The sequence below is a fragment of the Devosia sp. genome (assembly GCF_041917035.1).
Taxonomy (GTDB): Bacteria; Pseudomonadota; Alphaproteobacteria; order Rhizobiales; family Devosiaceae; genus Devosia_A.
This window is the reverse complement of sequence record NZ_JAYRYM010000014.1, coordinates 22,384-36,996: the sequence shown is the minus strand read 5'-3', so window position 1 is coordinate 36,996 and position 14,613 is coordinate 22,384. Positions and strand designations below refer to the sequence as shown.

The window sequence follows — 14,613 nt, the reverse complement described above, 5'->3', positions numbered from 1 at the left end:
CCGTCGAACCCGACAGACCGCAATGCGCCGCGATCAGGCAGTATCGACCGATCCGGCAGTTGTGGCCAATCTGCACGAGATTGTCGATCTTGGTCCCCTCGCCGATCACCGTGTCGCCCAGCGCACCCCGATCCACGGTGGTGTTGGCGCCGATCTCGACCTGGTCCTGCACGATGACGCGCCCCAACTGCGGGATCTTCCGATTTGAGCGCCCCTGTCCGAGCCAGCCGAAACCCTCGGTACCGATGCGTGCGCCGGAATGGATGACCACGCCATTGCCCAGATGCGCATACTCGATGGTGACATTGGGACCGATGACGGCGTTGCGACCGATGGTGACGCCGCGACCGATGACCGTGTTCGGGCCGATGACCGTGCTGCGGCCGATCTCCACCCCGGCGCCGATGACGACGTTGGCGCCGATCCGCACGCCCGCCTCGACCAGAGGAGCGGCCTCGTCGTCGGCCAGCTGCCAGGCAGCACTGCCATGCGTTCCCGCCGGGTAGAGCCGCTCGAGGATATCGACGAAGAGCTCGTGCGCCCGTTCGACCACGATGGGTACGGCTTGCGAAGGCACGAGGTCGCGCAAGGACGGGTGGACCACGACAATGCCCGCGGAAGTTTCGCGCAGGGCGGACCGATAGGCCGGCTGGGCGGCAAGAGCGATCTCGCCGGCGTCGGCGGTCTCGAGTTCGTCGGCGCCGGTGACCGTCAGGTGCAGCAGGCGCGGGTCTTCCACGAGCGGCGGCGCGGGCAATGCGGCAAGCAGGCTGCGCAGCAGCACCGGTCCGGCAAAGGAATGGAAGCGCGTGTCGACCATGGCATCACTACACAACAAAAAGACCGCGGGGCAACCGCTCCGCGGCCTTTTTCGAAAGAACCGGCCCGAGCCGCCGGACTGCGCCGCCTAGAGCAGTTGCTGCAGCGTCAGGGAGAATACCTGCGTCTTGTCGTCGGTCGCCTTGTTGATCACATAGGCGAAGTCGCCACGCAGCGGCCCGAACGGGCTGTCCCAGATCAGCGAGGCGCCGACCGACGACTTGAAGCTCTCGTCCACGCTGTCCGGGCTCGGAGGAAGGCTGCTGCCATTGCCGTCGATGAGGGCCGCATCTGCCCAGACCGACGCCCGGACCCCGTAGGTCTCGGGAAGGACCGGGATCGGGAACTCGATCTCGGCGGACGCAGCGATGTAGCCCGTATAGCCCAGCAACTCACCGGAGACGCCACCGCCCGTGTCGGCCTTCGGGCCCATCCCGCCGCTCTGGAAGCCACGCACGATGCTCGACGACGACCGGAAGGCCTCGAGCGGATGCACCGGTCCGCTGAGCGAGTAGATGACACCCGCCTGGCCCTTGACGCTGCCGATCACGCCATAGTCGGCCATCAGCGGCATGAAGTACCTGGCCTTGGCCTCGGTCTTGATCAGGTTGTGGTCGAGGCCGATGTACTGCTGCGTCAGCGTTGCGTAGAGCCCCTCGGTCGGACGCTTGCTGTCGTCCAGCCCATTGTAGGTCAGCGAGTAGCCGATCCAGGCCTTGTTCAGCGTCTCCCCGTCCGTGACGACCAGCGAAGTGTCGCCGTCGACATCCTCGATCACCTTGGTTTCGGCGCCGACGAACAGGCTGGCGTTGATGTCGCGCGTCACCGGCAAACCGAAGCGCAGCTGGCCACCCGAGGAGGTCGTGCCGTAGATGTTGCTGTCGGTCTCGGCCACGATGCGATGGTACACATCGATGCCCGACGACATCTTGAGACCCATGAAGCGCGGCTCGGTGAAGGAGAAGTCGAAGCTCTGCCCGCTCTCCGAGGCGCCCACCGAGACACGGACATACTGGCCGCGGCCGAGGAAGTTGCGCTCGGTCACCGACACTTCGCCGAGGATACCGGCGCTCGAATCATACCCGGCGGTCAGGCCGTAGTCGCCCGTCGACTGCTCCTCGACGGAGACGTTGACGACCACCTTGTCCGGCGCACTGCCGGGCTGCAGGTCGACATTGACGACCTTGAAGAAACCGAGCCGCTCGATGGAGGACTTGCCGCGCTGGACCATGGAGCGGTTGAAGGGGTCGCCTTCACCGAAATCCAGCTCGCGGCGGATGACCGCATCGCGGGTCTTGCTGTTGCCGGTGATGTTGATGCGCTCGACATACAGGCGCGCACCCTCATCCACGAGGTAGGTCACGTTGAACGTGCTGGTCGACACATCGCGATCGACACGCGGACGCACGTCGGCGAACGCGTAACCCTGCGCCGTCGCCTCGAACGCCATGTCCTCCTGCGTCCGCTGCAGGTCGGCCAGCGAGTAGGTCTCCCCCTGCCCGGTGCGAATCGTCGAGGTCAGCGCATCGGGGTTCAGACCCGGGATCGACGTCTCCACCCCGATCTGACCGAAGCGATAGCGCTCGCCCTCGGAAATCGTGAAGTTGACGAAATAGGCATTCCGCGACCCGTCGAACTCGCCGACGGCCGAGGTGACCTGGGCGTCGGGGAAGCCGTGATTCATGTAGTAGATTTCGATCAGCTGCTTGTCGATCTGCAGCTGGTCCTCGCTGTAGGCGTCATCGCGGAACAGCCAGCTGAGCAGGTGGGTCTCGCGGGTGCGGATGATGGACTTGAGCGTGCCGCCGTTGATGGCGTTGTTGCCGGTGAAGTTGATGGCCGCGATGCCGGTACGCTCGCCCTCGTTGACCACGAAGATCACACGGGTGCGCCCGTTGTCGGCGGCCTCGAGCCGCGGGGTGACGCTGACACCCATGTAGCCCTTGGCGACGTAGGCGAGACGAATGCTCTCCGCATCGGCCGCGAGGCTGCCCTCGGTGAACGACCCGCGGTCCGCAACATTGACCATGTCGAGCAACTGCGCGTCGGAGAAGCCGTTGTTGCCCTCGAACAGGACCGCGGCAACCAATCGCTGCTCCTGCGCCACGACGGCCGGAGCCCCGAGCAGCACGCCGCCGATCGGCGCAGCCAGAACAAGGGCAAGCGCCAGGAAGGCCCCGTGCGTCAGCTTGGTGAGTTTCGTCATGGTTCTTGGTGCCTCGTCCGTCACGTTCCGGGGAATCGCCATGCACAGCCCTCCCCAGCTAACTCCATTGAAAGCTTTTACTGTTTTTTTAACCACAGGCAAGCCGGCAACGCTCGCACCGTTAGCGAAAGATTGGTCCGGGTGCATTCCTGCAACACCTAGAAAACCAAGGTTATCCAAGGGTTAACAGGGCTCCGGCAAACGCGGCGGAGCTGTGCCGAACGTCTCGAAAATGCTCCCGGTTCTGGCACCGTGGCCGCGATGAGACAGACTCGCTCAGATCAGGTCGTTGATCAGCGTGAACACCATCAGGGTGAAGACGACGGCCACGCCGAAGCGGAAGCCGATCTCCTGGATGCGCTGCGTCAGAGGGCGCCCGCGGATCGCCTCGATCAGGTAATAGGCCAGATGGCCGCCATCGAGCATCGGAATCGGCAGCAGGTTGACGAGCCCGATATTGAGGCTGAGCAGCGCGATGAGGTTGACGAGCGCCAGCGGCCCGAGCGTCGACACCTGCTGGGAGACCTGGGCCACCTTGATCGGCCCACCAAGCTGCTCGACATCGCCCCGGCCGACGAAGAAGTCACCGAGGAAGGCGACCGTCCGGTCGATGATGAAACGGACTTCCTCGAGCGTCATGCCGATCGCCTCGATCGGCCCCGGGCGGTAGATCTGGTAGTCGCCGGCCGCGTAGGTGTTGAGCACCCCCATGCGACCAACCCGATGGGTATTGCCGAAGCTGTCGGTGGTCGTTTCGGAGCGGGGAACGGCCACGATGGTCCGTTCCGTTCCATCCCGCTCGAGCGTGATGGTGACCTGCCGCTCGGGAGCGGTGGCGATCAGCCGCTGGAAGTCCTCGAAGCCGCGCACGCGGAATCCGTCGACGGACAGAATGCGGTCGCCGGTTTCCAGGCCGGCCAGCTCGGCGGCCGACTCTGCCGTGATCTCCTGCAGCACCGCAGGGGCCACGAAACGCCCGTAGCCGAGCAGCAGCGCATAGAGAATCAGCAGCGTGAACAACACGTTGGCGAGCGGCCCGGCGGCCACCACGGCGATCCGCCGCCAGACGTTCTTGTTGGCGAAGAGCTGCGCGCTCAGTTCGGGGCCGGCGCGCTCGATGAACTCGGGGTCCGGCGCGCTCGCCGCGTTCATGTCGCCGACGAAGCGGACATACCCGCCGAGCGGGATGGCGGAAATCCTCCAGCGGGTCCCGTGCCGATCATTGAAGCCGACCAGTTCGGGGCCGAAGCCGATCGAGAACGTCTGGATGGCGATGCCGTTCCAGCGGGCGACCAGGTAGTGCCCCATCTCGTGGACGAACACGATGATGGTGAGTACCGCGAGGAACGGCACCACGTAGGAGAAAAGCCAGAAAACGAAATCCATGTCGACGGTCCCGCGGAGCTGCGTCTAGTTAGGCACCGATTGCGTTAACAATGCGGTGTGACGACCCCCGGCTACCACAGCAGCACGCCGGCGGCGACCGCGTCGTAGCCGGAATGCAGCAGCCCGACGGCGAACAGGAAGATGGCGCCGAAGGTCAGACTGTCCAGCCGATCCATCAGCCCGCCATGGCCGGGAATGATATCGCCCGAGTCCTTGACCCGGAAACGCCGCTTGATCGCGCTCTCCGCGAGGTCGCCGGCCTGCCCGAGTATGCTGGTGGTCGCCGCCAGCCCGAGGCCGATCCACCACGGCGAAGCCGGCACGATCAGCAGCCAGAGCACCAGCCCCGCGAGCGTGCCCAGGGCAAAGCCGCCGATGGCGCCCGACCAGGTCTTGCCGGGCGAAATGTCGGGGGCGAGCTTCTCGCCGCCGACCTGCCGACCGGTGAAATAGGCCCCCGTATCGGTGGCCCAGATCGCCGTGCCGAGGAACAGGCCGCCCCACAGGCCGGCATCGAAACTGCCCGGCACGGCCCAGCTCGCCGTGCCGCGCAGCGCCATGATCGCGACGATGACGATGCCGTAGAACAGCAGCCCGGCCAGGCGCCAGCCGCGCGGCCCGGGCACGAAGGCGGCGACGAGCATCGCCGCGGCGACGACGCCCGCCGTCCCCGGCAGACCGAGCCACGGGTAGATCAGCGCGGCAAGGCCGACAAGCCCGATGAGAGCGGCACCGAACGGGGTCAGCGGCTGGAGCGTCACCATGCGCTCCCACTCCCGGTAGCAGCCGGCGAAGGCCGCACCCACGAGCGCTGCGAAGACGAAGCCGCCGAGGTAGAGGCCGACCGCGGCAATGACCAGCAGCACGGCGGCGGACGCCAGTCGCGGCCCCAGATCGGTCCAGGAGCGCCGGGCGAGCGGGTCCAGCCGCGGGCGCGTACTGCCAGGCTCGCTCACGGGCTCCTCGATTCGATCCCACCGAAACGCCGCTTGCGGCCGGAATACTCCTCGAGCGCCCTCAGGAAGGTCTCCTCGCCGAAATCGGGCCAGTTCTCGTCGATGAACACGAGTTCGGAATAGGCACCCTGCCAGAGCAGGAAGTTGGAGAAGCGCTGCTCGCCGCTGGTGCGGATGATCAGGTCCGGGTCGGGTACCCCCGAGGTGTAGAGGGCCCGCTCGAACGCCGCCTCGTCGATATCCTCGGGCTTCATGCGGCCGCTGGCGACGGCCTGGGCCAATCGGCGCGACGCCTCGACGATCTCGGACTTGCCGCCATAATTGAAGGCGACGATCAGTTCGAGGCCGGTATTGAGGGCGGTCTTGACTTCGACATCGTCGATGAGGCGACGCAGGCCGTCATCGAGGCCGTCGCGCGAGCCGATGATGCGGACCCGGACGTTGTTCTGCAGGAGCATCGCCAGGTCGGACGCCACGAAGCGGTGCAGCAGGCCGAAGATGAAGTTCACTTCATCGCGCGGGCGATTCCAGTTCTCCGAGGAGAAGCTGAACACCGTGACGTGCTCGACACCGTAGCGGATGCACAGGCTGATCAGGCGACGCAGCGCCTTGACACCCTCGAGATGACCCTCGGTCCGCTGCTTCCCCCGCGCCTTGGCCCAACGACCGTTGCCATCCATGATGACCGCCAGATGCGCCGGGATCCTGAGGCCGGCCCGATCGGCGGCCTTCTCGGCGATTGCGGTTTCCATCGACATGTACGCCCTCCCGGGCAGCGGATGCAGGATAGTCTAGACCTGCATGATTTCCTGTTCCTTGACGGCGAGGATCTTGTCGACCTCGCTCACCGCATGATCGGTGGCGGCCTGTACCAGATCGCCGAACTTCCGGCCGTCGTCCTGGCTGATGTCGCCGTCCTTCTCCAGCTTCTTGAGCAGATCCATGCCGTCGCGGCGGATGTGGCGCACGGCGACGCGCGCCTGCTCGGCGTAGTTGTGGGCCACCTTGGTCAGGTCGCGCCGGCGCTCCTCGTTGAGTTCCGGCAGCGGCACGCGGATCACCACGCCCTCGGCGGCCGGATTGAGACCGAGGCCGGAGTTGCGGATGGCCTTCTCGACCGCGCTGGCGAGCGTCCGGTCCCACACCTGAACGCTGAGCATGCGCGACTCGGGCACGGTCACGGTCGCCACCTGGTTGAGGGGCATGCGGCCGCCATAGGCCTCGACGGTGACCGGCTCCAGCAGGCTGGCGCTGGCCCGCCCCGTGCGCAGGCCGGCCAACTCGTCCTTGAGCGAGGTGACGGACTTCTGCATGCGGGATTTCAGCTCATCGATGGAAAACGCCTGGGCCATGGAATACTCCTGAGATTGGGCGCGCCTCAGCCGACGCGCGTCGTTCTTGCCGTGCCGGACAGGACGCCAGCCAGGCCTTCTTTGTCGTCAAGGGCATAGACAATTATCGGCAAGCCGTTGTCGCGGGCAAGCGCGAAGGCGGCCGTGTCCATCACCCTGAGGTCGCGGGCAATGACTTCCTCGTGGCTGATGGTCTCGTAGCGCTGCGCCAAGGGATTCTTCTTGGGGTCCTCGGAATAGACCCCGTCGACCTTGGTGCCCTTGAGGAGCACGTCGCAGCGCAACTCGATCGCCTTCAGCGCGGCGGCCGTATCGGTGGTGAAGAACGGGCTGCCGGTGCCGCCGGCGCAGACCACCACGTTGCCCTCGGACAGTGCCCGGATGGCGTCGCGCGCGGTGAACGTGTCGGCCACGGTCTCCATCGGCACGTTGGAGTAGACCTTGACCTTGAGGCCCTTCTGCTCGATCGCATCCCCCAGCGCCAGGGAGTTGATGACAGTGCCGAGCATCCCCATCAGGTCGCTGGTGACGCGATCGCCGCCCTTGGCCGCCACTGCCATGCCGCGGAAGATGTTGCCGGCGCCGATGACGATGGCCACCTCGACACCGCTGCGGGCAACGGCGGCAATCTGGTCGGCCATGGCGTGGAGGAATTTCGGTTCGATGCCGAACGACTGATCGCCGGCCAGTACCTCGCCGGAGACCTTGAGTAGAATCCGCCCGTACGGAGTCTTGGCCATCTGTCAGTCACCTCGCAACGCGCCGGGTCCGAATCCGCGACGTCCGGGAGTGCTTATGGCACATTCGGGCAGACTGAGAAGCAGCCTGCCCGAACAATTCGCCGGCGCTCAGCGCACCCCGGCGGTAGCCGCCACTTCGGCGGCGAAGTCGGTCTCTTCCTTGGTGATGCCCTCGCCGAGCGCATAGCGCACGAAGCTGGTCACCTTGATCGGAGCGCCTGCGTCCTTCTCGGCCTTCTTGACCACGTCGCCGACCTTGCTCTCGCCGTCGATGACGAAGACCTGGGCGAGGAGGGTGGACTCCTCGTAGAACTTGCGAACCCTGCCCTCGACCATCTTGGCGATGACCTCGGCCGGCTTGCCCGATTCCCTGGCCTGCTCGGTGAAGATGGCGCGCTCCTTGGCCACCACTTCCGGATCGATGTCCTCGGGCGACACCGAGAGCGGATTGGTGTTGGCGATGTGCATGGCGATCTGCTTGCCGAGGGCGAGCAGCACCGCCTTGTCGCCGGTCGACTCGAGGCCGACGATGACACCGAGCTTGCCCATGCCGGGCTTGACCGTGTTGTGCACGTAGGAGCCGATCACGCCGTCGGAGACGGTGATCACCGCGGTGCGGCGCAGGTTCATGTTTTCGCCGATCTTGGCGATGGCGTCGGTCAGTTCGGCCGACACCGAACGACCGGTGCCGGGATAGGGCATCTCGGAGAGCTTGCCGACGTCGCCTTCGGCGTCGAGCGCGAGGCTCGCCACGTTGCCGACGATCGACTGGAACTGCTCGTTGCGGGCAACGAAGTCCGTCTCGGAATTGACCTCGACGATGGCGCCGCGGCTGCCATCGATGGCAACGCCGACGAGACCCTCGGCGGCAACCCGGCCGGCCTTCTTGGCGGCCTTGGCGAGGCCGCGCGTCCGCAGCCAGTCAACGGCGGCTTCCATGTCGCCATTGGTCTCGGCCAGCGCCTTCTTGCAATCCATCATCCCGACGCCGGTAGCGTCGCGAAGCTCTTTGACCTGCTGTGCAGTGACTGCCATTTGCTATCACCTTTCGGCGACCCCCAGGGGGAGGTCGCACCCATTGAGAACTGGAAGGACGGAAACCGGCCCTAGTTGGCGGCGGCGTCACCGGCAAGCGCCGGTTCCTCGGGCGCTTCCTCGGAGGCACCGAGATCGGCACCGCGACCGGCGGCCGAACGGCCGATTCCATCGATGGCTGCCTTGGCGACCAGCGAGCAGTAGAGCTCGAGAGCGCGCGCGGCGTCGTCATTGCCCGGAATGGCATAGTCGACGGTATCGGGATCCGAGTTGGAATCGACGATGGCGATCACCGGAATGCCGAGGCGCTTGGCCTCCTTGATGGCGTTCGCTTCCTTGTTGGTGTCGATGACGAACAGCAGGTTCGGCAGGTTCCCCATGTCCTTGATGCCGCCCAGGTCGCGCTCGAGACGCTCCTTCTCGCGGCTGAGCAGCAGGGTTTCCTTCTTGGTGAGGCCGGTCGCGCCCTCGGACAGCTGCGCCTCGAGTTCGCGCAGGCGGTTGATCGAGTGCGAGATGGTCTGCCAGTTGGTCAGCGTGCCGCCGAGCCAGCGCGAATTGACGTAGTACTGCGCCGACTGGCGGGCGGCCTCGGCGACCACCGGGGCGGCCTGGCGCTTGGTGCCGACCAGCAGCACGCGGCCGCCGTCGGCAACGGTGTCGGAGATCAGCTGCAGGGCGCGGGCCAGAGCCGGAACGGTCTGGCTGAGGTCGAGAATGTGGATGTCGTTGCGGACGCCGAAGATGTGACGCTCCATCTTCGGGTTCCAGCGGTGCTTCTGGTGGCCGAAGTGAACCCCTGCCTCGAGCAGCTGGCGCATGGAAAAGTCGGGCAATGCCATGGAAGGCTTCCTTTACCGGTTATTGCCGCCGCGAAGGATGTTGGCGGTCTCCCGCCACCGGATGGGCGCCCGACTCATTCCGGGCGGCCGCGCTTCGCGTGTGAATTACGCCCGGTTTTCCGGACGCGCCGCGCATATAGGGGGTTTTGCCGTCACAGGCAAGGGTGGTGCGGCGCGCCACGCTTCGGCCACGTTGCTGAACGGAAGCATTCCCGGACAGGGGCGCGCCGGCCGCTAGTTGAGGCGGACGTCGATCACCCCGTCCATCGCCTTGACCGCGCCGGCGAGCTCGGGGGAGATGCGGTAGCCGCCCTTGAGCTCGACTTCATACTCGCGGGCGCCGTTGTCGCGCACGACGATGAAGCTCACCTGCCCCTCGCCGCCGGGCTTGAGCTGCGAGCGGATCGGGGCGAGGCAGCGATCCGAGCCGGCGAACACGGTGAGGCGCCGGCCGATCTTTTCGGCGAGCCCCTCGATCGGCTCGGCACCGGCGAGGCGGAGGCCGATGCCGTCGGGGCGTTCGTCGGCCTCGACGGTGAGCACCACCGACCTGCCGGGCTGCAGCACCTCGGAGAACTGACTGACCTGCTCGGAGAAGGCGATGACCTCGTAGCCGCCGCTGGCATCGGAGAGCGCGATGATCGCCATCGGCGTGCCCTTCTTGGTGCGCCGGTCATTGCGGGTGGCGATGGTGCCGGCGAGGCGCCCTGCCCGCGCCCCGTCCTCCTTGACCGCACGCTCGAAGCTCGACCAGGACTGCACCCGAAGCCGGTCGAACAGCTCGGCATACTGATCGAGCGGATGACCGGAGAGGTGGAAGCCGATCGCGGCATGCTCCCGCGCGAGGCGTTCTGCCGGTAACCATCCGGTTACGGCTTGATTGAGGACGATCGGCTCCGGCCGGTCGGCGGCGAACATGTCGACAATGCCATCGGCCGCGTTGGCGTTGGTGCGCTGCGCCACCGCGACGATGGCATCGATGGCGGCAAAGGCCTGCTCCCGTCGGCCGACCAACTGGTCGAAGGCCCCGGCATTGACGAGCGCCTCGAGCGTGCGCCGGTTGATGATGCGCGCATCGACCCGGGCGGCGAAATCCCCCAGATCGGCGAACGGCACCGATCCGCGCGCCGCCACGATGTGGTCGGCGACCGCCTGGCCGACACCCTTCACCGCGCCGATGGCGTAGAACACCTTGCCGTCGTGGGTATTGAACACGGCGTCGGAGCGATTGACGCAGGGCGGCACCACCTCGATGCCGTGCTTGCGCGCGTCCTGACGGAACTCGTTGAGCTTGTCGGTATTGCCCATGTCGAGCGTCATGGTGGCGGCGAAGAACTCGCGCGGATAGTGGGCCTTGAGATAGGCCGTCTGGTAGCTGACCAGCGCGTAGGTCGCGGCGTGCGACTTGTTGAAGCCGTAGTTGGCGAACTTGGCCAGCAGATCGAAGATGGTGTCGGCGAGGCCGGGCTTCAGGCCGTAGCGCACCGCGCCCTCCTGGAAGCGGACACGCTGGGCGTCCATCTCGGCCTTGATCTTCTTGCCCATGGCGCGGCGCAACAGGTCGGCTTCGCCGAGCGAGTAGCCGGACAGGATCTGGGCGATCTGCATCACCTGTTCCTGGTAGACGATGATGCCGTAGGTCTCGTCGAGAACGCCCTTGAGGGCCTCGTGCGGATACTCGACATCCTCCCGGCCGTGCTTGCGGTCGTTGAACAGCGGGATGTTGTCCATCGGGCCGGGGCGGTAGAGCGCCACGAGCGCGATGATGTCCTCGAAGCGGTCCGGCTTCATGTCGACCAGTGCGCGCCGCATGCCGGCACCTTCCACCTGGAACACCCCGGCGGTGTCGCCGAGCTGGTACAGCCGGTAGGTCGCCGGGTCGTCGAGCGGAATGTCCTCGATGCGGAAGCTGCCGCCGTCGCGGTTGATCATGTCGACGGCGCGCTTGATGGTGGTCAGGGTCTTCAAGCCGAGGAAGTCGAACTTCACGAGGCCGGCCGACTCCGACCACTTCATGTTGTACTGGCTGACCTGCATGTCGGAGCGCGGATCGCGGTAGAGCGGCGCCAGCTCCTGCAGCGGGCGGTCGCCGATGACGATGCCGGCGGCATGGGTCGAGGCGTGGCGGTAGAGCCCCTCGAGCTTCTGGCCGATGGCGAGCAGCTCGGCGACCTGCTCGTCCTCGTCGGCCATCATCCTGAGCTGCGGCACTTCCTTGAGCGAGCGCTCCAGCGTCCACGGGTCGGCCGGATTGGCCGGCACCAGCTTGGCGATGCGATCGACCTGGCCGTACGGCATCTGCAGCACGCGCCCGACATCGCGCAGCACGGCGCGGGCCTGGAGCGTACCGAAGGTGATGATCTGCGCGACCTGCTCGGTGCCGTACTTGCCCTGCACGTAGCGGATCACCTCCTCGCGCCGATCCTGACAGAAGTCGATGTCGAAGTCCGGCATCGAGACGCGCTCGGGATTGAGGAAGCGCTCGAACAGCAGGTTGTAGCGCAGCGGATCGAGGTCGGTGATGGTGGTGGCGTAGGCCACGAGCGAGCCGGCGCCGGAGCCGCGGCCCGGCCCCACCGGTATGCCCTGCGCCTTGGCCCACTGGATGAAGTCGGCGACGATGAGGAAGTAGCCCGGGTACTTCATCCTCTCGATGATGCCGAGTTCGAACTCGAGCCGTTCACGGTACTCCGCCTCGGTCTTGCCCGGGGCGATACCGACGGTGGCGATGCGGCGATCGAGCCCCGTGCGCGCCATTTCGGCCAGCGCCCGTGCCTCGGCGGCCACCGCCTCGACAGGCGACTGCCCGGGGGTGGCGGCAAAGGTCGGCAGAACCGGATCGCGCTTCTTCGGCCGGTAACCGATTCGTTGCGCGATCTCGACCGTGCTGTCTAGCGCCTCGGGCAAATCGGCGAACAGCTGCAACATCTGTTCGCGGGTCTTGAAGAAGTGCTGATCGGACAGCTTGCGCCGCTCGGTCTGCGCCAGCACCGTACCCCCGGCGATGGCGAGCAGCGCATCGTGCGCCTCGAAATCGTCGGGAGTAGAAAAGAACGGCTCGTTGGTCGCAACGAGCGGCACGCCGCGCCGGTAGGCATAGTCGATGAGGCGCGGCTCGTTGAGCGCCTCCTGCGGGCGACCGTGGCGCTGCAGTTCGACATAGAAGCGATCGCCGAAGAGTTCGCGCAGCTTGTCGAGGCGCGCCGTGGCGATGCCGTCGAGATTGTTGGCCAGCCAGGGATCGATGGCCCCCTCCGGGCCACCGGACAGGCAGATGATGCCATCGAGCGGCTCGGCCTCGAGCCAGGGGAGCCGCGCCGCGACGCGACCGTTCTCGCCTTCCAGATGCGCCCGGCTGACGAGGCGGGACAGATTGGCGAAGCCGCCGGCGGTGGCCGCGATCAGCGCGACCCCGCCCTTGCCGAAACGGCCGCGATCGTGCCCGCGCTCCTGCATGCGGTCCTGGCTGTTCTCCATGGCGGAGAAATCGACGGCCAGTTCCACCCCGATCAGCGGCTGGATGCCCTTGCCCTTGGCCTTTTCCGAGAACTCGAGCGCCCCGAACAGGTTGTTGGTATCGGCAATGCCGAGCGCCGGCTGCTGGTCCGCCCTGGCGAGATCGAGCAGCCTGCCGAGCTGCAGCGCCCCCTCGAGCAGCGAGTAGGCTGAATGGACGTGCAGGTGGACGAAGCCGGGACCGGACATGGGTCGTTCCTAAACCGCCAGGCGGCCGGCGGCCAACGCGCCGATCCGCCAATCCACAACACTCAGACGAGTCGGGAGGCGATATCCACCCAGGTCAGCGAAGCGACGGAGAAGCCGCAGATGGTGGTGAAGGCGAGCAAATCCTTGACGAAAGCGAACATCGAACCCTCCGTGTTTCATGTTTGTTCTTGTATGTTCTCTTTTTGTTCGTGTCCAGCTACATCGGTGTAACCATGAATCTCTGGTTAACACCGAGTCGCCGCAGCCGAGGAGCCGACATGACCCAGACCGAGAAAGCCGACCGTCTCGCCGCCCTGCATCGTGGACCGCTGTTCGTCATCCCCAACCCATGGGACGCCGGCAGTGCACGGCTCCTGGCGTCACTCGGCTACGAGGCGCTGGCGACCACGAGCGCCGGCCTCGCCTTTGCGCTCGGACGCCGTGACGGCGAGGGCGCGGTGAGCCGGGACGAGGCCATCGAGAACGCCCGCGCCATCGTTTCTGCGGTCGACCTGCCGGTGAGCGCCGACCTCGAGAACGGCTACGGCGACGCGCCCGAGGACGCGGCCGAGACCATCAGGCTCGCCGCCGGGGTGGGCCTCGTCGGCGGCTCGATCGAGGATGCGACCGGCAATGCGGCGCGCCCGATCTACGATTTCCAGCATGCGGTGGAGCGCGTCGCGGCGGCGGCCGAAGCAGCGCACGCCCTGCCCTTTGCGTTCCAGTTCGTGGCACGGGCGGAGAACTACCTGCACGGCATCGCCGACCTCGACGACACTATCAGGCGGCTCAAGGCGTTCGAGGCGGCGGGTGCCGACCTGCTGTTCGCGCCGGGGCTCCCCGACCTCGCGGCGATCCGCATGGTGTGTGCCGAGGTGACGAGGCCGGTGAACGTCGTGCTGGGCGGGCGAAAACTGCCCTATTCGCTCGCCGACCTCGCCGCCGCCGGGGTGCGCCGGGTCTCGACCGGCAGCTCGTTTGCGCGGGCGGCGATGACGGGATTGCGGAACGCGGGGCTGGAACTGCTCGGGCCCGGGACGATGCGCTATCTGGATGAGGCGGTGAGCTTTGCCGAGGCGACGGCGATGATGGCGGGTCGCTGAGGGGCGTGCTCGGTGGCACGGCTAGGATTGGGGGGCGCGGCTGCATTTCGGGATGGGCCCCGGCCTGCGCCGGGGTGACCCGGTGGGTGGGGCGCGCTCGCAGCACATCCTCGGTGTTGAGTGCAATGGTGCGGCACACAATCGGCCGCACGCTCGGTGTCATTCCCGCGAAAGCGGGAATCCCCGTTTTCGGTGCTGTGGCTAGAGACAGAGATTCCCGCTTTCGCGGGAATGACCCGGTGGGTGAGGCGGGTGGGTGCGTCTCGGATGGGCGTCGGGGTGCTCGGGGACGGGCGCGCGGCTGCATTTGGGGATGGGCCCCGGCCTGCGCCGGGGTGACCCGGTGGGTGGGGCGGGTGGGTGCGTATCGGATGGATCCGGTGGGGGTGACCCGGTGGGCGGGCGATCCGGTGCGGCCCGTTGTCATCAGGACTTCATCCGGAAATGAAAAAAGCAGGGCCAAGGCCCT

General features: G+C 66.6%; 11 protein-coding genes. 1 reads left to right on the top strand and 10 read right to left on the bottom strand.

The window, feature by feature from the left end; genetic code table 11:
* The 10 genes from lpxD to dnaE all read right to left on the bottom strand — a co-directional run.
* A partial coding sequence (gene lpxD, locus ACE3TU_RS03260; RefSeq protein WP_374620187.1) for a UDP-3-O-(3-hydroxymyristoyl)glucosamine N-acyltransferase occupies nt 1-820 on the bottom strand: 820 nt, incomplete at its 3' end.
* 87 nt (nt 821-907) lie between these two features.
* Nucleotides 908-3,067, bottom strand: coding sequence for an outer membrane protein assembly factor BamA (gene bamA, locus ACE3TU_RS03255; RefSeq protein ID WP_374620184.1), 2,160 nt, complete (start codon nt 3,065-3,067; stop codon nt 908-910).
* 234 nt (nt 3,068-3,301) lie between these two features.
* On the bottom strand, nt 3,302-4,411 hold the full coding sequence (gene rseP / locus ACE3TU_RS03250) for an RIP metalloprotease RseP (protein WP_374620181.1): 1,110 nt from the start codon (nt 4,409-4,411) through the stop codon (nt 3,302-3,304).
* Nucleotides 4,412-4,482: 71 nt separating this feature from the next.
* Nucleotides 4,483-5,367 (bottom strand): phosphatidate cytidylyltransferase, encoded by an 885-nt coding sequence (locus tag ACE3TU_RS03245; protein WP_374620178.1) that lies wholly within the window; start codon nt 5,365-5,367, stop codon nt 4,483-4,485.
* Nucleotides 5,364-6,125 (bottom strand): isoprenyl transferase, encoded by a 762-nt coding sequence (locus ACE3TU_RS03240; RefSeq protein ID WP_374620176.1) that lies wholly within the window; start codon nt 6,123-6,125, stop codon nt 5,364-5,366. Before ACE3TU_RS03240 ends, ACE3TU_RS03245 begins: the two co-directional genes overlap by 4 nt.
* A 33-nt stretch (nt 6,126-6,158) precedes the next feature.
* Nucleotides 6,159-6,719, bottom strand: coding sequence for a ribosome recycling factor (gene frr / locus ACE3TU_RS03235; protein WP_374620173.1), 561 nt, complete (start codon nt 6,717-6,719; stop codon nt 6,159-6,161).
* A gap of 26 nt (nt 6,720-6,745) precedes the next feature.
* On the bottom strand, nt 6,746-7,459 hold the full coding sequence (pyrH, locus tag ACE3TU_RS03230) for a UMP kinase (protein WP_374620170.1): 714 nt from the start codon (nt 7,457-7,459) through the stop codon (nt 6,746-6,748).
* A 108-nt stretch (nt 7,460-7,567) separates the two neighbouring features.
* Nucleotides 7,568-8,494 carry a translation elongation factor Ts gene (gene tsf, locus ACE3TU_RS03225; RefSeq protein WP_374620168.1) on the bottom strand — a complete coding sequence of 309 codons (927 nt, stop codon included), beginning with the start codon at nt 8,492-8,494 and terminating at the stop codon, nt 7,568-7,570.
* A gap of 71 nt (nt 8,495-8,565) precedes the next feature.
* On the bottom strand, nt 8,566-9,336 hold the full coding sequence (rpsB, locus tag ACE3TU_RS03220; protein ID WP_374620166.1) for a 30S ribosomal protein S2: 771 nt from the start codon (nt 9,334-9,336) through the stop codon (nt 8,566-8,568).
* Nucleotides 9,337-9,570: 234 nt separating this feature from the next.
* Nucleotides 9,571-13,041: a DNA polymerase III subunit alpha gene (gene dnaE, locus ACE3TU_RS03215; RefSeq protein WP_374620163.1), complete on the bottom strand. Its 3,471-nt coding sequence runs from the start codon at nt 13,039-13,041 to the stop codon at nt 9,571-9,573.
* 278 nt (nt 13,042-13,319) lie between these two features.
* On the opposite strand from dnaE, the gene ACE3TU_RS03210 reads away from it, so the two are divergent.
* Nucleotides 13,320-14,144: an isocitrate lyase/phosphoenolpyruvate mutase family protein gene (locus ACE3TU_RS03210; protein WP_374620161.1), complete on the top strand. Its 825-nt coding sequence runs from the start codon at nt 13,320-13,322 to the stop codon at nt 14,142-14,144.
* Nucleotides 14,145-14,613: the final 469 nt, after the last annotated feature.

Coding starts and splice junctions, on each gene's coding strand:
- bamA (WP_374620184.1), bottom strand. CDS start 3,067: ATGGCGATTCCCCGGAACGTGACGGACGAGGCACCAAGAACCATGACG.
- rseP (WP_374620181.1), bottom strand. CDS start 4,411: ATGGATTTCGTTTTCTGGCTTTTCTCCTACGTGGTGCCGTTCCTCGCG.
- ACE3TU_RS03240 (WP_374620176.1), bottom strand. CDS start 6,125: ATGTCGATGGAAACCGCAATCGCCGAGAAGGCCGCCGATCGGGCCGGC.
- frr (WP_374620173.1), bottom strand. CDS start 6,719: ATGGCCCAGGCGTTTTCCATCGATGAGCTGAAATCCCGCATGCAGAAG.
- pyrH (WP_374620170.1), bottom strand. CDS start 7,459: ATGGCCAAGACTCCGTACGGGCGGATTCTACTCAAGGTCTCCGGCGAG.
- tsf (WP_374620168.1), bottom strand. CDS start 8,494: ATGGCAGTCACTGCACAGCAGGTCAAAGAGCTTCGCGACGCTACCGGC.
- rpsB (WP_374620166.1), bottom strand. CDS start 9,336: ATGGCATTGCCCGACTTTTCCATGCGCCAGCTGCTCGAGGCAGGGGTT.
- dnaE (WP_374620163.1), bottom strand. CDS start 13,041: ATGTCCGGTCCCGGCTTCGTCCACCTGCACGTCCATTCAGCCTACTCG.
- ACE3TU_RS03210 (WP_374620161.1), top strand. CDS start 13,320: ATGACCCAGACCGAGAAAGCCGACCGTCTCGCCGCCCTGCATCGTGGA.